The 19,467-nt window shown below is 64.0% G+C and carries 16 protein-coding genes; 10 read left to right on the top strand and 6 right to left on the bottom strand.

The genetic code is table 11. From position 1 onward, the window contains the following. Positions 1-94: 94 nt before the first annotated feature. From rplJ to groL, 5 genes are all read left to right on the top strand, one after another. Positions 95-610, top strand: coding sequence for a 50S ribosomal protein L10 (gene rplJ / locus NSE01_RS10435; protein ID WP_147159527.1), 516 nt, complete (start codon positions 95-97; stop codon positions 608-610). A gap of 72 nt (positions 611-682) precedes the next feature. Further along, entirely contained in the window at positions 683-1,060 is a 378-nt protein-coding gene (gene rplL, locus NSE01_RS10430; protein ID WP_147159526.1) for a 50S ribosomal protein L7/L12, read from the top strand. Between the two features lie 106 nt (positions 1,061-1,166). Next, a complete protein-coding gene (locus NSE01_RS10425) occupies positions 1,167-2,543 on the top strand; it encodes an MATE family efflux transporter (protein WP_147159525.1) in 1,377 nt (458 codons plus the stop codon). Between the two features lie 117 nt (positions 2,544-2,660). Then, entirely contained in the window at positions 2,661-2,948 is a 288-nt protein-coding gene (gene groES / locus NSE01_RS10420) for a co-chaperone GroES (protein ID WP_147159524.1), read from the top strand. Between the two features lie 49 nt (positions 2,949-2,997). Further along, positions 2,998-4,641, top strand: coding sequence for a chaperonin GroEL (gene groL, locus NSE01_RS10415; protein WP_147159523.1), 1,644 nt, complete (start codon positions 2,998-3,000; stop codon positions 4,639-4,641). A gap of 82 nt (positions 4,642-4,723) precedes the next feature. On the opposite strand, the gene NSE01_RS10410 is transcribed toward groL, so the two are convergent. Then, entirely contained in the window at positions 4,724-5,308 is a 585-nt protein-coding gene (locus NSE01_RS10410) for a TetR/AcrR family transcriptional regulator (protein ID WP_147159522.1), read from the bottom strand. Between the two features lie 45 nt (positions 5,309-5,353). On the opposite strand from NSE01_RS10410, the gene NSE01_RS10405 reads away from it, so the two are divergent. From NSE01_RS10405 to NSE01_RS10390, 4 genes are all read left to right on the top strand, one after another. After that, a complete protein-coding gene (locus NSE01_RS10405; protein ID WP_147159521.1) occupies positions 5,354-6,799 on the top strand; it encodes an 8'-apo-carotenoid 13,14-cleaving dioxygenase in 1,446 nt (481 codons plus the stop codon). Between the two features lie 67 nt (positions 6,800-6,866). Next, entirely contained in the window at positions 6,867-8,054 is a 1,188-nt protein-coding gene (locus tag NSE01_RS10400; protein WP_147159520.1) for a serine hydrolase domain-containing protein, read from the top strand. 235 nt (positions 8,055-8,289) lie between these two features. Beyond that, positions 8,290-9,948 carry a M20/M25/M40 family metallo-hydrolase gene (locus NSE01_RS10395; RefSeq protein WP_147159519.1) on the top strand — a complete coding sequence of 553 codons (1,659 nt, stop codon included), beginning with the start codon at positions 8,290-8,292 and terminating at the stop codon, positions 9,946-9,948. Positions 9,949-10,071: 123 nt separating this feature from the next. Further along, entirely contained in the window at positions 10,072-10,878 is an 807-nt protein-coding gene (locus tag NSE01_RS10390) for a ferredoxin--NADP reductase (RefSeq protein ID WP_147159518.1), read from the top strand. Here the strand turns inward: NSE01_RS10390 and NSE01_RS10385 are convergent. The 5 genes from NSE01_RS10385 to sciP form a co-directional block, all read right to left on the bottom strand. Further along, positions 10,875-11,396, bottom strand: a complete 522-nt coding sequence (locus NSE01_RS10385) for a GNAT family N-acetyltransferase (protein ID WP_147159517.1) — start codon at positions 11,394-11,396, stop codon at positions 10,875-10,877. The genes NSE01_RS10390 and NSE01_RS10385 overlap by 4 nt on opposite strands. Next, positions 11,393-12,607: a DUF445 domain-containing protein gene (locus tag NSE01_RS10380; protein ID WP_147159653.1), complete on the bottom strand. Its 1,215-nt coding sequence runs from the start codon at positions 12,605-12,607 to the stop codon at positions 11,393-11,395. Before NSE01_RS10380 ends, NSE01_RS10385 begins: the two co-directional genes overlap by 4 nt. Before the next feature lie 83 nt (positions 12,608-12,690). Next, positions 12,691-15,870 (bottom strand): efflux RND transporter permease subunit, encoded by a 3,180-nt coding sequence (locus NSE01_RS10375; RefSeq protein ID WP_147159516.1) that lies wholly within the window; start codon positions 15,868-15,870, stop codon positions 12,691-12,693. 15 nt (positions 15,871-15,885) lie between these two features. Continuing rightward, positions 15,886-17,103 carry an efflux RND transporter periplasmic adaptor subunit gene (locus NSE01_RS10370; protein ID WP_147159652.1) on the bottom strand — a complete coding sequence of 406 codons (1,218 nt, stop codon included), beginning with the start codon at positions 17,101-17,103 and terminating at the stop codon, positions 15,886-15,888. 334 nt (positions 17,104-17,437) lie between these two features. Further along, positions 17,438-17,737, bottom strand: a complete 300-nt coding sequence (sciP, locus tag NSE01_RS10365; protein WP_147159651.1) for a CtrA inhibitor SciP — start codon at positions 17,735-17,737, stop codon at positions 17,438-17,440. 584 nt (positions 17,738-18,321) lie between these two features. Here sciP and mnmA point away from each other — a divergent pair. Further along, positions 18,322-19,467: a tRNA 2-thiouridine(34) synthase MnmA gene (gene mnmA, locus NSE01_RS10360; protein WP_371863211.1), complete on the top strand. Its 1,146-nt coding sequence runs from the start codon at positions 18,322-18,324 to the stop codon at positions 19,465-19,467.

Raw genomic sequence — 19,467 nt, 5'->3', positions numbered from 1 at the left:
TACGGACTCGCCCGTGGTGCCTCAGGTGCCATGGACAAACGTAGCCGGTCGTCCGGGGTTCGCCCCCGTTCGGCCATTTGTGAAGGAGTATGGCATGGATCGTTCGCAGAAAGCCGAATCGGTCGCCTTCCTGACCGAGGTGTTCAACGAGGCCGGCGTGGTGGTCATCACCCGCAACCTCGGCATGACGGTGGCCCAGTCCACCGCCCTGCGCATCAAGGTCCGCGAGGCGGGCGCTTCGTTCAAGGTTGCGAAGAACAGTCTGGCCAAGATTGCCGCCAAGGATACGGCGTATGAGGGCGTTATCGACCTCTTCACCGGTCCCACCGGCATCGCCGCCTCGGCGGATCCGGTTGCAGCCGCCAAGGTTGTGGTCGATTTCGCCAAGACCAACGACAAGCTTGAAATCGTTGGCGGTGCAATGGGCAGCGTCGTTCTCAACGCCGATGGTATCAAGGCTCTCGCCACGATGCCCTCGCTCGACGAGATGCGCGCCAAGCTCATCGGCCTCATTCAGGCTCCGGCGACCAAGATCGCCCAGCTCTCGACCGCTCCGGCGGCCAAGCTGGCCCGCGTCTTCGCTGCCTACGCCGAGAAGGACGCCGCGTAAGCGACACCGATCTTCGGACTGTTTTTCAGATCATCCGCCCATTTGGGCAAACCACATTGAGGAGTTATCATCATGGCCGATATCGCCAATCTCGTTGCCGAACTTTCGAAGCTGACCGTTCTCGAAGCCGCTGACCTCGCCAAGGCTCTCGAAGAAGCATGGGGCGTGAGCGCCGCCGCTGCCGTTGCCGTTGCTGCGCCCGCTGGTGGCGGCGAAGCTGCTGCCGTGGTCGAAGAGAAGACCGAATTCGACGTCATCCTGACCGGCGACGGCGGCAAGAAGATCCAGGTCATCAAGGAAGTGCGCGCCATCACCGCGCTCGGCCTGACCGAAGCCAAGGCGCTGGTGGAAGCCGCTCCGAAGGCGATCAAGGAAGGTGTCAACAAGGCTGAAGCCGAAGACATCAAGGCCAAGATCGAAGCCGCTGGCGGCACCGTCGAGATCAAGTAATCTCGATCTGCAGCGCGGCAGGCCACGGCCCGCCGCCATGCATGAAGGGGGCGGGCCGCAAGGTCCGCCCTTTTTCTTTGCGCATTACCCCCCTAAGGCCTCCCCCATGTTCGAAAGTCCCCCTCAGCGCTGGAGCGATGAATGGCGCGATACGCTGCGCCTCGCTGCGCCGCTCGTGGCTGCCAACCTCCTACAGATGGCGGTATGGGCGGTGGACGTGATTTTCGTTGCGCGGCTCGGACCCGTCGCGCTTGCCGCTTCGGCTCTGTCGGTCTCGCTGTTCGGCCTGCTCATCTGGAGCCTTACCGGCCTCGTCGGTGCAGCCTCGCCGCTGATCGCCGCAGAGATCGGCGCGCGCAAGCATGCGGTGCGCGAAGTGCGCCGCACCGTCCGCATGGCAGGCTGGGCCGGCGTAATTGCCGGGATCGGCGCCATGGGCATCTGCATGCTCGGCGGCCCGATCATGCGCCTGACCGGCCAGAGCGAGGAGGTCGTCGCGCTCGCGGTTCCCTTCCTCAGCGTGCTGATGTGGGCCTCGGTCCCGGCTGTTCTTTCCGCCCTCCTGCGCACGGTGGTCTCCACGCTCGGCCGGCCGATGATCGGCACTGCGATCAACGGGCTCGCGGTCGGGGTCAATGCGCTGGGCAACTATACCTTTGTCTTCGGCCACTTCGGCATGCCCGCGCTCGGCCTGACCGGCTCGGCGATCTCGAGCATCATCACCGGACTCGTCATGCTCGCCGCCTACGTCATCGTCATCCGCACCGACCGGCGCCTGCGCCGCTACCGCTTCGGCGGGCGCTGGTGGCGGCCCGATTGGGTGCGCTTCGCCGACGTGCTGCGCATCGGTGTTCCCATCACCGCCACGATCATCGCTGAAGCGGGCATGTTCAACGGCGCGGCCTTCCTGATGGGCCGCATCGGCGAGGTGGAACTGGCCGCGCACACCGTCGCGCTGCAGTTTGCAGCGTTCACGTTCCAGGTTCCCTTCGGCATCGCCCAGGCCGCGACGATCCGCGTCGGCCTTGCCTATGGCGCGCGCGACAAGGCGGCGATCACCCGGGCAGGGCAAGTCGCAATGGTGCTCGGCATTGGCTTCATGGCCGCGATGGCGACGCTCATGCTGGTGTTCCCCAACCTCATCCTGGCCGCCTATATCGACCCGGCAGACCCGGCCAACGCGCGCCTCGTTTCTCTCGCAACACAGTACATGGTCGTCGCCGCCGCGTTCCAGATTTTCGATGGCGCGCAGGCAGTGGGCGCGGCACTGCTGCGCGGGCTGCAGGATACGCGTGTGCCGATGGGCATTGCCCTGTTCGGCTACTGGATTCCCGGCATCGGTACCGCGCTGTGGCTTGGTCTGATGACTCCGCTGCAAGGCCTCGGCGTGTGGGTCGGCCTTGCCGTCGGCCTCATCGTCGTGGCGGCTCTGCTGCTCTGGCGCTGGCATCGCCGTGCCGGTCTGGGGCTGCTGCCCGCCTAAAGAATCTTCCCCGCAGAGGTTGACGCCCTTCGGCGGCAGACCCATATGCGCCCCGCTGGCACTCTCCCCATGAGAGTGCCAAGTACCATTTCATATCATGGAACAAGGGAGATACCCATGACCTTCCGTCCGCTGCACGACCGCGTGCTCGTGCGCCGTGTCGAAGCCGAGGAAAAGACCGCCGGCGGCATCATCATCCCCGATAGCGCCAAGGAAAAGCCGGCTGAGGGCGAAATCGTCGCCGTCGGTTCGGGCGCCCGCGCCGAGAACGGCACGATAACCCCGCTCGACGTCAAGGTCGGTGACCGCGTCCTGTTCGGCAAGTGGTCCGGCACCGAAGTCAAGGTCGGCGGCGAAGACCTGCTGATCATGAAGGAAGCCGACATCCTCGGCGTAATCGGCTGATACCAGCCGTCCTTCTTTCCCAACTTCTTCTCATTCAAAGGAAACCATCATGGCTGCCAAGGACGTAAAGTTCGGCCGCGACGCTCGTGAGCGCATTCTGCGCGGCGTCGACATCCTCGCTGATGCCGTCAAGGTCACGCTGGGCCCCAAGGGCCGCAACGTCGTGATCGACAAGAGCTTCGGTGCGCCCCGCATCACCAAGGACGGCGTCACCGTCGCCAAGGAAATCGAGCTCAAGGACAAGTTCGAGAACATGGGCGCGCAGATGCTGCGCGAAGTGGCCTCGAAGACCAACGACCTCGCCGGTGATGGCACCACCACCGCCACCGTTCTCGCCCAGGCGATCGTGCGCGAAGGCATGACCTCGGTTGCTGCCGGCATGAACCCGATGGACCTGAAGCGCGGCATCGATCTCGCAGTCAGCAAGGTCGTCGATGATCTCAAGGCCCGCTCGACCCCGGTCAGCGGCTCGTCGGAAATCGCCCAGGTCGGCATCATCTCGGCCAATGGCGACGTCGAAGTCGGCCAGAAGATCGCCGAAGCGATGGACAAGGTCGGCAAGGAAGGCGTGATCACCGTGGAAGAGGCCAAGGGCCTCGAGTTCGAACTCGATGTCGTCGAAGGCATGCAGTTCGATCGCGGCTACCTCTCGCCCTACTTCATCACCAACCCCGACAAGATGACTGTCGAGCTCGACAGCCCCTACATCCTCATCCACGAGAAGAAGCTCTCGTCGCTCCAGGCGATGCTGCCGGTGCTCGAGGCCGTGGTGCAGACGGGTCGTCCGCTCCTCATCATCGCCGAGGACATCGAGGGTGAGGCGCTCGCCACGCTCGTCGTCAACAAGCTGCGCGGCGGCCTCAAGGTCGCAGCCGTCAAGGCTCCGGGCTTCGGCGATCGCCGCAAGGCCATGCTGGGCGATATCGCCACGCTGACCGCTGGCGAGATGATCTCCGAAGACCTCGGCATCAAGCTCGAGAGCGTCACGCTCGCGATGCTCGGCCAGGCCAAGAAGGTCACGATCGACAAGGACAACACCACCATCGTCGATGGCGCCGGTTCGGCTGACGAGATCAAGGCCCGCGTCGAGCAGATCCGCGCCCAGATCGAAGTCACCACCAGCGACTACGACCGCGAGAAGCTGCAGGAACGCCTTGCCAAGCTCGCTGGCGGCGTTGCCGTGATCAAGGTCGGCGGCGCTTCGGAAGTCGAAGTGAAGGAGCGCAAGGATCGCGTCGACGACGCGCTTCACGCTACCCGCGCTGCGGTCGAGGAAGGCATCGTCCCCGGCGGCGGTACCGCTCTCCTCTACGCGACCAAGGCCCTTGCCGGCCTCAAGGGCGCGAACGACGACCAGACCAAGGGCATCGACATCGTGCGCCGCGCGATCATGGCGCCGGTCCGTCAGATTGCCACGAACGCCGGCCACGATGGCGCGGTCGTTTCGGGCAACCTGCTGCGCGAAGCCGATGAAACCCAGGGCTTCAACGCTGCGACCGACACCTACGAGAACCTGAAGGCCGCCGGCGTGATCGACCCGACCAAGGTCGTGCGCACCGCGCTTCAGGATGCAGCCTCGGTTGCCGGCCTGTTGATCACGACGGAAGCCGCGATCAGCGAAAAGCCCGAAGACAAGCCCGCGATGCCCCCGATGGGTGGCGGCATGGGCGGCATGGGCGGCATGGACTTCTAAGTCCGAAGCCCACGCTGAACACGAGAAACGGGGCCGGAGGGGAAACCTTCCGGCCCTTTTTCGTGGCGCGCAAACAGGCTGGTCAGGAGGCGGCAGGCCACATCGTTGGCCCGTCGATGACCTGATCGATCAGGGCTTCATCGGCTGGCAGCTGTCCGTCCAGCATGAGCATCGCAAGGCCGTGGACCAGCGCCCAAGATTGCAGGGCGAACCGGCGTGCGGCCTGCTTGTCGCCCCCGGTGAACCGCGCAGCGCTTGCCAGCAGCATATCCGCGGCCAGGTTGCCCTCCGGCAGGCCATCCCCGCGCACAGGGCAGTGCGTGAAGACAAGCCTGAACAGGCTCGGGTTCGCCAGCGCGAATCGCACATAGGCCCGGCCGGTCGCCGAGAAGGCGTTGTCGCCTGCCTCCATCGCCGCGCGCTGCTGCATCTGGCCCAACTGCGCGAGCCCTTCGCGCGCCATTGCCTCGAGCAGAGCCCGCTTGTCGGGGAAATGGCGATAGACTGCGGTGGCCGAAACCCCCACTTCGCGGGCCAGCGCCCGCAGAGAAATCTCTGAAATGTCGGCGCTTTCAAGAGCATGCAGCCCCGCCGTCAGCAAAGCAGCGCGCAGATCGCCATGGTGATAGCCGCGCTGCTCCGAGATTGATGTTGACACTGTTACCATTGCCTATATGTTTACAGCATAAACATCTACGGGGAGTGCCGTGTCATGGCAAGCATCGTTGAAACCACCATCCGCAATGTCGTGACCAAAGGGGTCGAGACGGTTGCCACGATCAATCGCAAGCGCCAGCCCAAGGACCGCAAGCACACGTTCCTCGGCGGCATCCACACGCCAGTGACAGAGGAGCGGACGATCACCGACCTTGCGGTGACCGGCTTGATCCCGCCCGAACTGTCTGGCCGCTATGTCCGCATCGGCCCCAACCCGTTCAAGCCCGATCCGCGCGGCCATCACTGGTTCGTCGGCGATGGCATGGTCCACGGCGTCTGCATCCGGAACGGCAAGGCCGAATGGTATCGCAACCGCTACATCCGTTCCCGCAAGCTGGAAGCGGCAGGCGGGCCATCCGCTGCCCCGGGGCCGCGCCTCGCGCCGGATTTCGATACGGTGAACACCAACGTCATCCAGCATGGCGGCAAGACCTATGCGCTGGTCGAGGCCGGCAGCTTCCCGGTCGAGCTGTCGCACGAACTGGAAAGCGTGGCCTATACCGATCTTGAAGGCACCCTGCGCGTTCCCTTCACTGCGCACCCCCACGAAGATCCGCGGACCGGCGAGCTTCACGCGATCACCTACGCCGGCATGGTCCACGACAAGGTGTGGTACATTCGCGTCTCGCCCGAGGGTAACGTTACCCGCGAAGTGGCGATCTCGGTCGAGCATGGCCCCTCGATCCACGAGTGCAGCATCACGGCGAACTATGTGCTGGTGTTCGATCTGCCGGTCACGTTCTCGATGAGCGCGGTGATGGGCGGTGCATCGTTCCCCTATCGCTGGAATCCCGATCACAAGGCCCGCGTCGGCCTGCTGCCGAGAGATGGCGGAGCAGAGGACGTGATCTGGTGCGAAGTCGATCCGCTCTATGTCTTCCATGTTTCAAACAGCTACGAAGCCGATGACGGTTCGGTCGTGGTTGATCTCTGCGCCTACGAAACCATGTTCGAAGCCGGCAAGAGCGGCAGCGTGGATGGGCCTGCCGGCAAGCCGCTGGGCCTTGAACGCTGGACGATCGATCCCATGGCCCGCACCGTCAGCCGCCGGACGATCGACGCCGCGCCGCAAGAGTTTCCGCGGCCCGACGAACGCTTCTTCGGCCAGCCCTACCGCTATGCCTGGTCGATGGGCCTCGCGACCGAAGCGGAGGACTTCATCGGCGATGCTCCGATCTTCGCTTTCGATCTGGAAACGGGCGAACGCACTGTGCGCGATTTCGGCCCCGGCAAGGTGCCGGGCGAGTTCGTGTTCATGCCTCGCAGCGCGGACGCGCCCGAAGGCCAAGGCTGGCTGATGGGCTATGTGATCGACGCGGCGGCGCAGACCACCGATCTGGTGATCCTCGATGCGCAGAACATCGCGGCGGAGGCCGTTGCCACGGTCCACATTCCCTGCCGCATTCCACCCGGCTTCCACGGCAACTGGCTGGCAGACTGACGTCCACTGGACAGAGCGAAGCGCATCGCTAACCTGCCGCTCAAAGCAACAAGATGCGGGGGTTAGGATGCGCAAGCGGACAATCGTGCTGGCAGTGGCGGCCTTGGCGGGGCTCAGCGGGCTTGGCTGGTACGCCAGCCTCGATGCAGAAACGCGGGGGCTGCTGGCTGCACTGCCGACCAACCGTGATGTGCTCATGTGGACGATCCCGCAGCGCGATGCCGCGTTCCGGGCGATGGACCGACTTCCCGTGCTGGCAGAAGCACGCGAGATCGCACCGTCTGACAAGCCACTGCCCTTGCCCGCCGGCAAACCCCTCAATGTCCCGGGGGTCGACCAATACATGGCCAGCCAGCGCGCGGCGGGCCTCGTCATCGTGCAGGACGGCAAGATCCGGCTCGAACGATATGGGCTGGGCTTCGATGCGAAGGGCCGCTGGACCAGCTTCTCGGTCGCCAAGTCGTTCACCTCCACGCTCGTCGGCGCGGCGATCAAGGACGGCTACATCAAGAGCCTCGACGACAAGGTGAGCCAGTATATCCCGGACCTCAAGGGCTCGGCCTACGATGACGTCAGCGTCGCGCAGCTCCTCACGATGAGTTCGGGCGTGCGCTGGAACGAGGACTATGAAGACCCCAAGGCCGATGTCGCGATGTTCAACAACGCCGAGCCCGAAAAGGGCATGGACGCGACCGTCAGCTACATGCGCAAACTCCCCCGCGCGCACCCGCCGGGCACGGTGTGGCACTACAATACCGGCGAAACCAACCTGATCGGCGTCCTCGTCTCCTCCGCCACGAAGAAGCCGCTGGCGCAATACCTTGAGGAGAAGATCTGGAAGCCCGCCGGCATGGAAGCCAAGGCAACCTGGTTGCTCGGCAAAAGCGGGCACGAAATCGCCGGCTGCTGCCTTCAGGCCGCAACGCGCGATTTCGCCCGCATGGGCCTGTTCGTGCTGGCAAATGGCAACGCGGGCGGCCAGCAGATCGTGCCTGCGGACTGGTTCGCAGCGGCGATCCACAAGCAGAAGGACATTGGCGAGCCGGGCAAGGGCTACGGTTTCCAGTGGTGGACCTATGACGACGGCTCGGTCGCGGCGCAGGGCATTTTCGGTCAGGGCATCTTCATCGATCCGAAGCGCAGGCTGGTGATTGCGAGCAATGCCGACTGGACCCGCGCCACCAAAGGCCCCGAAGGCGATGCGCGCGAAGCGTTCTACCAGAAGGTTCAGGCGCTCATCGACGCAGGAAACTGATTGGCGCTATCCTACAGGGAGCCGAACGGGATATGCTCTGCGCATGCGCCGCAGACCCAACCACGCCCTCGCCAATCGCCCGTTTTCCGGCCAGCGGGGAGGGATGGCCAGTTTGCGCTCTGGACTGTGTCAACTGTGTCAACCTGACCTAAATTCGCCGCGAATCCCCCAAGGGCCAATGGACAAGGCGACTCGGTGGGTTCTAGGCCTTGATACCTGTTTGGGGGGATCGGCTATGCGGAAGGCGGCTTGGGGCGCTGCACTCGGAATTCTGGCGCTGTCCGGCGCGGCTCATGCGGCCGACGCGAAGCTCGCGCCTGTTCCCGCTGCGCAGAAGACCGGGTATGACCAGATCCGCGAGACGGACTTGCGCGCCGATCTCACGTTCATCGCCTCGGACGCGCTGCTGGGCCGCATGTCACTCCAGCCGGGCGATGATGCCGCCGTACAGTGGATCGCTGCCGAGTTCGCGAAGGCGGGCCTCCAGCCGGGTGCGACCGACGCGAAGGGCGCGCCAAGCTGGTACCAGACTGTCCCGCTGATCGAATATCGGCCCAACCCAGCCGCCAATGCGCTCACCTTGCGCATCGGTGGCGCGGAGCAAAGCTGGAAGGCGCCTGATGTGCTTGGCGGCTTCCGTGACGATATTGATTTGAACGCACCGCTCGCGTTCGCCGGCTATGGCATCACCGCGCCCGGCGTGGGCTACGACGACTACAAGGGCCTCGATGTCCGCGGAAAGATCGTCCTCGTGTTCGAGCACGAGCCGCAGGAGAATGATCCGGCTTCGCGCTTCAATGGAACTGGCAATACCCGCCACGCCACCAACCGCGTGAAGGCGCTCAATGCGCAGGCCCACGGCGCGCTGGCCCTGCTGGTCGTGGCCGAACGGAACCGCAAGCATCCCTCCAACCTCGAACGTGTGAACCGCATCGGCGGCAGCGCCAAGCGGGTTCCTCCGCTGCCGGGACAGGCCCTGCCCGATGATGAACTGCGCATTCCGGTGCTCACCGTTTCCGATGCAGTCGGCGCAGCGCTACTTGCCAAGGCTGGCGCGAGCCCGCAGGCACTGCAGAGCGCGATAGATGCCGGCCTCGCCCCGCAATCACGCGCGCTTGCCGAAACGACAGTTGCGCTCCACCTCGAAAACACGTCGCGCACGCGCGGTGTATCGGCCAATGTTGTCGGCCTGCTGCCGGGTTCGGACCCGACACTTGCACCGGAAACGGTGATCATCAGCGCGCACCACGATCACGATGGCAGCAACGGCCCCGAGATCTGGCACGGGGCGGACGACAACGGATCTGGTACGGTCGGCGTCGTCGCGCTCGCCCGCGCTTTCATGGCGAACCCGGTGAAGCCCAAGCGCTCGATCCTCTTTGCCGTGTTCGCTGCCGAAGAGCGCGGCCTGCTCGGCAGCTACTATATGGCGATGCATCCGCTGCGTCCGCTGGGCACGACGCGCGCGATGATCAATTTCGACATGATCGGCCGCAACGAAGAGCAAAGCGACCAGACGACCGGGCTTGTCGACATTCCCAAGGACACGACCAACCGTTTGAACCTCATCGGCGCGACCTACAGTCCGGACTTCAACCGCGCCGTTCAGGCCGCCAATCGCAGCGTCGGGCTCGACCTCGATGACCGCTTTGACCACGAGAATGCGCTGAACGTATTCTTCCGCAGCGACCAGTTTCCCTTCGTTCTGAAGGACGTACCGGCGATGTGGTTCAACACCGGCTTCCACCCCGATTACCACCACACCACCGACACCGCAGACCGGATCAACTACGTCAAGATGACGAAGATCGTGAAGCTGGCCTACCTCTCCGCCTGGCGCTTCGCCAGCGAAGCCACACCGCCTGCGTTCGTGGCCGATCCGGCGGGCCACTGACCATCAACATCCGCCTCACGCCCGCCTCTTTTGGTCGAGTGTGAAATAAATTTGACAGCCATTCTGTAAAGACGGATTGTCACCCATCCGGCAGCGTCGCTGCCCACCACGGAGGGCCGCGACATGCCCGACCAGTTTCCCCTTGAGCCTACTGCCAGCCTTTCGGTCGAGACGGTCGTCTCGGTGCGTCATTGGAACGAGTTCCTGTTCTCGTTCACGATTACCCGCCCGCCGAGCTTCCGCTTCCGTTCGGGCGAGTTCGTGATGATTGGCTTGATGGGCGACAACGGCCGGCCGCTGCTGCGCGCTTACTCAATGGCCTCGCCCGCCTACGACGAAGTGCTGGAATTCCTCTCGATCAAGGTGCCGGACGGCCCGCTGACGTCACGCCTCCAGAAGATCAAGGAGGGCGACCATATCTACCTCGGGCGCAAGCCGACCGGTACATTGGTGGCCGACGCGCTGCTTCCTGGCCGCCGCCTGTTCCTGCTCGGCACCGGAACTGGCCTTGCGCCTTGGATGTCTCTGATCCGCGATCCCGATATCTACGACCGGTTTGAACAGATCGCCGTAGTCCACTCGGTTCGCGGCGTTTCGGACCTTGCCTACCGCGACATGCTGGAAGGCCGGCTGGCGGACGATCCACTGGTTGGCGAGATGGCAGCCGAACGCCTGACCTACATCCCGACCGTGACTCGCGAGCCGTTCCACACCAGCAAGCGCATTGAAGGCTTGATGCTCGACGGCACGCTGTTCCAGGGCTCGCTCGGCGAGCCCAAGGCCTTCGATCCGGAACATGATCGCGTCATGCTCTGCGGCTCAATGACGATGATCAAGGAAGTCGCCGCGATGCTTGAAGGCTTCGGCTTCACCGAAGGCGCAAACTCGCACCCCGGCGAATATGTGATCGAACGCGCTTTCGTGGGCTAGGCTACGCGCTCGAGCAGGATTAGCTCGACGCCGTGATCTTCCTGCACGCCGTAGCGCACGAAGCCGAGCTTGTCCGCCACAGCGAGCGAAGGCAGATTGGTGTCGTTGATCATGCACGCCACCCGGCGCCCGGGAAACGCGGCGTCGAACCACGCCAGCGAGGCGCGGGCGGCCTCGGTCGCAATGCCTTTGCCCCAGGTCTTGCGGGCAAAGATCCACCCGATTTCGGGCGTATCATCGAGGCCCTGGCCGAAGCCGCGCCACGAGTGGAACACGCCGCAGATGCCGAGCACTTCATCCGAGCCCCGCACACGGCACACGAACGTACCGTAGCCGAAAAGCGCCCATGACCCGGCGTTTCGGCAGAGCCGGTTGAATTCCTCGACGGGATTTGTCGGCCGGCTGCCGAGATGGCGGCGAACCTCATCGTCCGCGAGCAGGTCCACCAGAGCGGCGTGGTCGCGCGGCGCCGGGCGCCAGAGATCGAGACGATCGGTCGAGAGTTCGGGGCCTGTCATAGTGCGACGTCTACTGCGTGTATCGCCACGCCGACAAGCCCGCCCACGAGAGTCCCGTTGATGCGGATGAACTGGAGGTCTCGCCCGACAGCCCCTTCGATGCGGGCGGTCACTGTGCGCGCATCCCAGCGCCGGACTGTTTCGGAGACCAGCCGCACGATTTCCCCGCCATAGCGCGTGGAGATGCCCACAAGCGTCCGCCGGGCAAAGCGGTTCACAAGAACCTGCAGGCGGGCATCGTGCTGCAGAGCGCGGCCCAGCTCAGCAAGCGAGGCACCGATGCGATCCCCACCTTCCGTTGTACCGCTGCCGCCCGAGCGCACGGCGCGGAGCAACTGCGCCCTGCCGCGCTCCCACAAGCCATCGAGCCAGGCCGCGAAGGCAGGGTTGGCAAGCACATCGCGCTTCATAGCCTCCACCCGCGCATGCATTTCCGGATCATGGACCAAGGCTTCGGCAAGCGCGCCCAGACTTTCCTCGATCTTCAGCCGCAGCGGGTGATCCTCGATCACCACCGTCTCCGCGAGCAGCTTGTAGAGCCCATCGAGAATGCCGTTGGCCAGGCGTTCGTCTAGCCCGGTCCAACGCATGATGGTGTTGGCCTTGTCGTGAATTATCCGCCGTACGAGGTCCTCATTGGCCTCGAGCGCTTCAGCAGAACGGCGGATCAGCGCTTCGATCAGCGGCATGTGCCGGCCCTCCGCGATCATTGCGGTGAGCAGGTTGCCAAGCAGCGGCGCGAGCGCCAACCGCTCTATCCGGCTTCGCAACGCAGCCTTGGCCATGCCGCCCAGCTTTTCCTGATCGAGCGATTCGAGCACATCGGCAATGAGGCTCGCCGCGCCAGCACCGAGGCGGCTTTCACCGGGACGTGGATTGGCCAGATACTGTCCGGCTGCGTTTGCCGCGTTAAGACCACGCAGGCGCCGCGCGACGACAGGCGGGGTCAGGAAATTGGCCTTTAGGAACGCTGCCATCGAGTCGGCGATGCGATCCTTGTTCTCGGGGATGATCGCTGTGTGCGGGATCGGCAGGCCGAGCGGATGGCGAAACAGCGCCGTAACCGCAAACCAATCGGCGAGGCCGCCAACCATCGCGGCTTCGGCAAATGCGCGCAAAAAGCCCCAGCCGGTATGGTACGCCTCAAGCTGGCGGGCAGCGAGAAACAGCGCCGCCATCAGCAGAAGCAGTGCAGTGGCGAAGAGCCGCATGCGGCGCGCAGGGTCAGCCATCCGCCGTGCGGAGGAAAACGGAGTTGCCGCAGGGCTGGCGGTTGGCATCCCTGTCGTCGCGGTCACTCCGCCGGGAAGGCCTCGCCAGCCGCATGCGCGTCACGTTCGCGCGCGGCCTCACGCGGATCGTAAGACAGCACGCGCCGTCCGATCCACGGCCCGACGCGCTTTTCCAGCCCGTCAGCGAGGCTGAAGCCAGCTGGGACGAGCAGCAGCGTAAGCAATGTCGAGAGCGCCAGGCCGCCGATCACGACAATGCCCATCGGCGCACGCCAGCCCGCATCGCCGCCGAGCGAAACTGCCGTTGGCACCATGCCCGCGATCATCGCCACGGTGGTCATCACGATCGGCTGGGCGCGCTTGTGCCCGGCCTCGATGATTGCATCGAGCTTGGGCGTGCCCTTGGCCATTTCCTCGATCGCGAAATCGATGAGCAAGATCGAGTTCTTGGCAACGATGCCGAACAGCATCAGGACGCCGATGAACACGGGCAGTGAAAGCGCCTGACCAGTCGCCAGAAGCAGCAGCAAACCGCCCAGCGGAGCGAGGAACAGCGAACCCATGTTTACCAGCGGCGAGATAAAGCGGCGATAAAGCAGCACGAGCACCGAGAAGACCAGCAACACACCAGAAGCCAGCGCGACCATGAAATTGAAGAGCATTTCCTGCTGCCAACGGTCTTCGCCCGCCGCAGCGTTGGAAACACCCTGCGGCAGGTTCTTCATGATCGGCAACGCCTTGATCGCGACATCGGCCGTGCCCTTGACCACGCCCGGCGGCAGATCGGCACCGATGAACACGCGGCGGTTCTGATTGTACCGCTGGATGCTCGTCGGGCCCGAACCAAACCCGATGGTAGCCACGCGCGAGAGCGGGACCGAACCACCTGACACGGTAGGCACAGGAAGATTCTCGAGCGTCGACAGATCACGGCGCGAAGAGACCGGGAGCTTGACGCGGATCGGAACCTGACGATCCGAAAGCGAGAACTTGGCGCTGTTCTGATCGATTTCGCCCTGCGTCGCGATGCGGATAACCTGGCTGAGCTGTTGGGTCGTTACGCCCAGCGAGGCAGCAAGATCGAGATGCGGAGTGATCACGATCTCGGGACGACGCAAGTCGGCGCTGATGCGCGGTGCGACAACGACCTTCAGCTGGCTCATCTGCTCGACCAGCGTCTGAGCCGTCTTTTGCAGCAGATCCGGATCGGAGCCGGAAAGCATCACGCTGATCGCACGGCCCGAACCGCCGCCAGGGCCGCCGCCGTTCTGGTTCATGAAGCTGACACGCGCGTCGGCAACTTTCTGCAGACGCGGGGTCAGCGCGCGTTCGAACTCCATGCTGGACCGCGCACGATCGCGCTTCAATTCGAGGAATACGCGGCCGTTGCCCTCATTGATGCGCTCGAGCGCGACATCGATCTCCGGCTCGTCCTTTACCAGCGCGAGCACTTCATCGACCTTCTTTTCGGTCTGCTCGATCGTGGTTCCGGGCACCATTTCGATGGTGATACGACTGAAATCGCCGTCCGTTTCGGGGAAGAACTGCGACGGGATAACCATGAACAACACGACCGTGAAGGCAAGCGCGCCGGCGGCTACGCCCATCATCCACAGTCGGTGATCGCGCAGCCGGGCACGGAACCACCGCCGGGGGAAGCGGTCGCGATAGGCGGCCACCGCACGAGTATCGAGCGACCACTCGAGCACGCGCATGTAGCGCTGCATCCACGGTCCGTTGCCATGTTCAGCCTGACCGTGCGCCTTGAGGAAATAGGCAGCGATCATCGGCGTGATCATGCGCGCAACGAGCAACGAGAACAGAACGGCAATAACGACCGTCAGGCCGAAGTTCTTGAAGAACTGGCCCGAAACGCCCGGCATGAGCGCAACCGGCAGGAACACAGCGACGATCGAAAAGGTCGTCGCGACGACCGCAAGACCGATCTCGTCCGCTGCGTCGATGGCGGCCTGATAGGCCGATTTGCCCATTCGCATGTGCCTGACGATGTTCTCGATCTCCACGATTGCATCGTCCACCAGGACGCCGGCAACGAGGCCGAGCGCGAGCAGCGACATCGTGTTGAGCGTGAAACCGATCAGGCTCATCAACCAGAACGTCGGGATCGAGGACAGCGGAATGGCGATTGCCGAGACAATCGTCGCGCGCCAGTCCCGCAGGAAGAAGAACACCACGATCACCGCAAGCACCGCGCCTTCGACCATCGCGGACATCGAGGACTTGTACTGGTCCTTGGTGTAGCCGACGCTGGAGAAGAGCTGGATGAAGTGGACGCGGCCGCCCTGCTCCTTCTCGATCTTGGCGAGTTCCTTGACCGAATCATCGAACACGCTGACATCGGATTCGCCGCGAGCGCGGGCGATGCTGAAGGTTACGACAGGCTTGCCGTTGGTCTTGGCGATCGACGTGATCTCGCTGAAGCTGTCACGCACGTCCGCAACGTCGGACAGGCGGACAGTTCGCCCGCCGGAGATGCCGACCTGCGTGCGCGAGAGCTCGAAGGCGGTGGAGGCATTACCGAGCACGCGCACGGCCTGCCGCGAACCGGCAACCTCGGCGCGCCCGCCCGCAGCGTTCAGATTGACCTGGCGCAGCGCCGCGTTGATCTGCGTGGCGGTGACGCCTTGTGCCTTCATCCGCATCGGATCGAGCGTCACCGCGATCTCACGGTTGACGCCGCCGTTGCGCACGACTTCGGCCATGCCCGGCACCGAGAGCAGGCGCTTGCGCACCGAATCGTCGATGAACCACGACAGCTGCTCGATGGTCATGTCGTCCGCCGAGACCGCAAAGTAGGCGATCGCGTCAGACGACGTTTGCGCCTTGACCACCTGCGGTTCGAGGATGCCCTCGGGAAGGTCGCCGCGGACCTGATCGACCGCGTTCTTGACCTCGTTCACTGCCGCGTTGATGTCCGTTCCGATGGCGAACTGGACCATCGTCTGACTCGAGCCTTCAGTGGCCGTCGAACTGAGGGTATCCACCCCCGCAATTGTCCGAACCGCAGATTCAATGCGCTGGGTGATCTGGTTCTCGATCTCCGTCGGCGCTGCACCGGGCTGGGAAATGGTGACAATGACCAGCGGAAATTCGATGTCCGGCTGGTCCTGCACCTTCATGCCCATGAACGCCACGATCCCGGCGAGGGTGAGGCCAAGGAACAGGACAATCGGCACCACCGGGTTGCGGATCGACCAGGCAGAGATATTGCGAAAGTTCATGTGCGCGGCCTTCGCTTACGAGCCGGGACTGGTCGTGGGAGTCGGAGCGTTGGCGGTCACCGGGCGAACGACATCTCCCGGGTTGAGGAAGCCGCCGGCGCGCAGGACGACCCGCTCATTGCCGGCAAGACCGTCGGCGATCACGATGCCCTGCGCGGTCACGTCACCCGTCTTCACACTGCGGCGCACCACCTTGTTGTTCTGGTCGACCACATAGACGAATGCACCCTGCTGGTCGGAAAGAATGGCCGATTCAGGCAGCATCGGCGCCGTGACCGAACCGCTGCGGATCTGCGCGCTGGCAAAGCCACCGGGACGCAAGGCGCGATCATAAGCCAGCGCGATCCGCGCGATACCTTCACGCGTTTGCGCATCAATCGTAGGCGAAAGTTGCCAGATCTGGCCGATGAATGGCTGATTGGTACCAACCGGGGTAACTTCAGCTGACTGGCCGACCGAAAGCCGCGCGAGATCATTCTCCGCGAGACGTGCCTGCATTTCAAGCTGCCCGTCCTTGGCAATACGGAACAGCACGCCGCTACCGGGACTGACAATCTGGCCCGGCTCCACCCCGCGGGTGAGCACCAGACCTGCCGCCGGGGCAACGATGTTGAGTCGCGCGGTGCTGGCCCGCAACTGGTCGAGAGCAGCACCCGCAACGCGCACTTGCGCAACGGCGGCATCGCGCGTCGCAGTCAGGCGATCGACATCAGCCTTCGAAATGAACCCGCGCTCGACCAACTGGAGCGCACGATCGAGATTGGACTGTGCGATCCGCGCGTTGGCACGCTGCACTTCGATGTTCGCGGCCTGGCCGGCAATCTGCTGCGCCTGCACCGAGCGATCGACCACGGCAAGAACCTGTCCTGCGCGCACCCAGTCGCCCGCATCGACCAGCACGCTGACGACACGTCCGCCCTCACCGGCGATGCCGACCGGCATTTCGCGCCGCGCCGCGATTGCACCGCTGGCAGTAATCGTTCCCGTCACGCTGCTGCGGCCGGGCGTGATGACGCTCACCGACTGAGCTTGTGCGTTGCGCGCCGAAGCCGCATCCGTCGCCGCTGGCGACTTGTGCATGAAATACCAGCCGAGGCCGAGCGCTGCGACAATCAGCACGGCCACAACTACCAGGCGGCGTTGTCCGCCTCCTGTAGAACCGAAATCACCATCGCCCACATCCGGGTCCATGGCGGGCTGCAGCCCGGATCTGATTTTCGTTTCATAATTCATGTCGTTCACGTGCCTTAGTCCCGGTCGGGCGCCGAACATCCGGTATGGGGGCCGATCCCCACCCGGGCGGAAGTGTATTATATGACTATATCACTTCCCGCAAGCGCGCGAACCCGCGCTGTGCCGCACGCAATCATAGTCTTAGCCATGCATCCGACGAGTGACAATTGCGGCTCGACGAAGCGCATGAACAAATGATTCCATCGTGGCGAGGATGCAACCTGAAACAGGTTGTGACATCGACCTCTTCGGGCAAGCAGAAAAAGCAAAGGCCGCCCCGTTTTTCGGGACGGCCTCTGCAGCATGGGTGCTGGCGCCATCTGGCGCCGGCGTGTCAGAACTTGAGCTGGCGCTCGTAGAGATCACGGTAGTGCTGGATGCGCGTCACGCGCAGACCCTGCATGCCAGACCGATCGACCGCTCGCTGCCACGAAGCGAACTCTTCCAACGTGAGGCTATAGCGCTCACATACCTCATCGATCGTGAGGAGACCGCCATTGACTGCTGCAACAACCTCGGCCTTGCGGCGAACAACCCAGCGGGTGGTCGAAGGCGGCGGCAGACTGTCGAGGGTCAGTGGCTCCCCAAGGGGGCCAATCACTTGCGACGGCTTGATTTTCTGATTTTCAATCATGTCAATTCTCGTCTGGTCGACGTTGCGGGGCGACTTCAGGAACGACACCGTCTGTGCCTCTCACGTCATTTCCATTCGCTAAAGAGGCGGGGTTAACAAGATCTTCAGCCTCCTTTTCAACGCTCCGGAGCAACACTGCAGCCGATTCATGGAAGCTGAACCCCCTCCCCCCGTGAGGTCCGGTCGTGCCGCCATCCAAACCGGCGCTGGTGGCCAGCACCAGCCCCGGCGCTGTCCCCGGAAGCACGCCTCGCGTGTCATGCGCCGCAACAAGCCGAGCGCAGAGTTCGCTCCAGCCGAGCGGGCGCAACCCGCGGGACGAATCGCCCGGGACCTGCGGCCATGAATCGGAAAATCTCATCTCCATGACCAGGTCTCTAGCCCACGGTCCTATAAAGGAGGGTAAACCCGCCCTTCACCAAGAGTTAGGTTTTTGGAGGGCCCGTCCACCACCGAGGATCCATTTTTTTGATCTGCCGCTTGACCCGGAAAGAGCCTATGGGGCCGGAATGCAAAGCAACTTGGGCACAAATGGAACGTCCTGCGGGATTGGAATCGAGTCTGAGACGACGAATTCGCTTCCGCTGAGCGAGCGTGAGGCTGCTGAACTTTTTTCTCTACCGGAAAGAAAAACGCCGAACCGAATCGTCGTTGCCATGTCCGGGGGCGTCGACAGCTCCGTGGTCGCTGGCCTCGCCGCCGCGAGTGGTGCGGAGGTGATCGGCGTAACCCTGCAGCTCTATGACTTCGGCGCCGCAACCGGCCGCAAGGGCGCCTGCTGCGCCGGCGACGACATACGTGACGCGCGCGCCGTGGCCGACCGTCTGGGCATCGCGCACTACGTGTTCGACCATGAATCGCGCTTCCGCGAGGAAGTCGTCGAACGATTTGCCGATGACTACATGGCCGGGCGGACTCCGATCCCGTGCATCCGCTGCAACATGGGGCCGAAGTTTACCGACCTGCTGACTATGGCCCGCGATCTTGGTGCGGACTGCCTCGCCACCGGCCACTACGTAAGGCGGATCGAGACAGCGGGGGGGCCGCAACTCCACCGCGCGATCGATCCGGCGCGCGATCAGTCCTACTTTCTCTATGGCACAACAGAAGAGCAACTGGACTTCCTGCGCTTCCCGCTGGGCGGCCTGCCCAAGCCCGAAGTCCGCGCGATGGCCGCAGCACTGGGCCTTGGCGTTGCGACCAAGCCCGACAGCCAGGACATTTGCTTCGTACCGGACGGCGACTATGCGGCCATCGTCACCAAGATCCGGCCGGAAGGCGCCGCCCCTGGCGAGATCGTCCATGCCGCGACAGGGGCCGTTCTGGGCACGCATCGCGGCGTTATCCACTACACGGTGGGCCAGCGGCGCGGGCTGGAAATCGGAGGACAGGCAGAACCGCTCTACGTGACCGAACTAGACGCGCCGGGGCGCCGCGTGATGGTCGGGCCCAAGGCCATGCTGGCCGTCGGTGCGGCGCGTCTCGTCGAAACCAATCGCATCGGCGCGCTGCCGCAAGGCGGATCGCTGACTGCCAAGGTGCGTTCGCTGGCGAAGCCCGTGCCGGTAACGATAGAAGGCTCGATCGGTGAAGGCGCGGCATGCACGATCCGCTTCCCGCAGCCGGAATACGGCGTCGCTCCGGGGCAAGCAGCAGTGATCTATGATGGCGACAGGGTCGTCGGTGGCGGCTGGATCGAGCAGACTTCGCCATGGGTCGAGAGCGCCTAG

This window comes from Novosphingobium sediminis, assembly GCF_007991615.1.
Classification (GTDB): Bacteria; Pseudomonadota; Alphaproteobacteria; order Sphingomonadales; family Sphingomonadaceae; genus Novosphingobium; species Novosphingobium sediminis.
Note: the sequence above shows the minus strand (reverse complement) of the source record. Positions and strands in the feature narration are given on the sequence as shown.

What these genes read in the sequence shown, in the direction of transcription:
- NSE01_RS10375 (WP_147159516.1), bottom strand. Translation starts at nt 15,870, where the DNA reads ATGAACTTTCGCAATATCTCTGCCTGGTCGATCCGCAACCCGGTGGTG.
- NSE01_RS10405 (WP_147159521.1), top strand. Translation starts at nt 5,354, where the DNA reads ATGGCAAGCATCGTTGAAACCACCATCCGCAATGTCGTGACCAAAGGG.
- NSE01_RS10390 (WP_147159518.1), top strand. Translation starts at nt 10,072, where the DNA reads ATGCCCGACCAGTTTCCCCTTGAGCCTACTGCCAGCCTTTCGGTCGAG.
- NSE01_RS10385 (WP_147159517.1), bottom strand. Translation starts at nt 11,396, where the DNA reads ATGACAGGCCCCGAACTCTCGACCGATCGTCTCGATCTCTGGCGCCCG.
- NSE01_RS10395 (WP_147159519.1), top strand. Translation starts at nt 8,290, where the DNA reads ATGCGGAAGGCGGCTTGGGGCGCTGCACTCGGAATTCTGGCGCTGTCC.
- NSE01_RS10370 (WP_147159652.1), bottom strand. Translation starts at nt 17,103, where the DNA reads ATGAATTATGAAACGAAAATCAGATCCGGGCTGCAGCCCGCCATGGAC.
- NSE01_RS10410 (WP_147159522.1), bottom strand. Translation starts at nt 5,308, where the DNA reads ATGGTAACAGTGTCAACATCAATCTCGGAGCAGCGCGGCTATCACCAT.
- groL (WP_147159523.1), top strand. Translation starts at nt 2,998, where the DNA reads ATGGCTGCCAAGGACGTAAAGTTCGGCCGCGACGCTCGTGAGCGCATT.
- rplL (WP_147159526.1), top strand. Translation starts at nt 683, where the DNA reads ATGGCCGATATCGCCAATCTCGTTGCCGAACTTTCGAAGCTGACCGTT.
- NSE01_RS10425 (WP_147159525.1), top strand. Translation starts at nt 1,167, where the DNA reads ATGTTCGAAAGTCCCCCTCAGCGCTGGAGCGATGAATGGCGCGATACG.
- groES (WP_147159524.1), top strand. Translation starts at nt 2,661, where the DNA reads ATGACCTTCCGTCCGCTGCACGACCGCGTGCTCGTGCGCCGTGTCGAA.
- rplJ (WP_147159527.1), top strand. Translation starts at nt 95, where the DNA reads ATGGATCGTTCGCAGAAAGCCGAATCGGTCGCCTTCCTGACCGAGGTG.
- sciP (WP_147159651.1), bottom strand. Translation starts at nt 17,737, where the DNA reads ATGATTGAAAATCAGAAAATCAAGCCGTCGCAAGTGATTGGCCCCCTT.
- NSE01_RS10380 (WP_147159653.1), bottom strand. Translation starts at nt 12,607, where the DNA reads ATGCGGCTCTTCGCCACTGCACTGCTTCTGCTGATGGCGGCGCTGTTT.
- NSE01_RS10400 (WP_147159520.1), top strand. Translation starts at nt 6,867, where the DNA reads ATGCGCAAGCGGACAATCGTGCTGGCAGTGGCGGCCTTGGCGGGGCTC.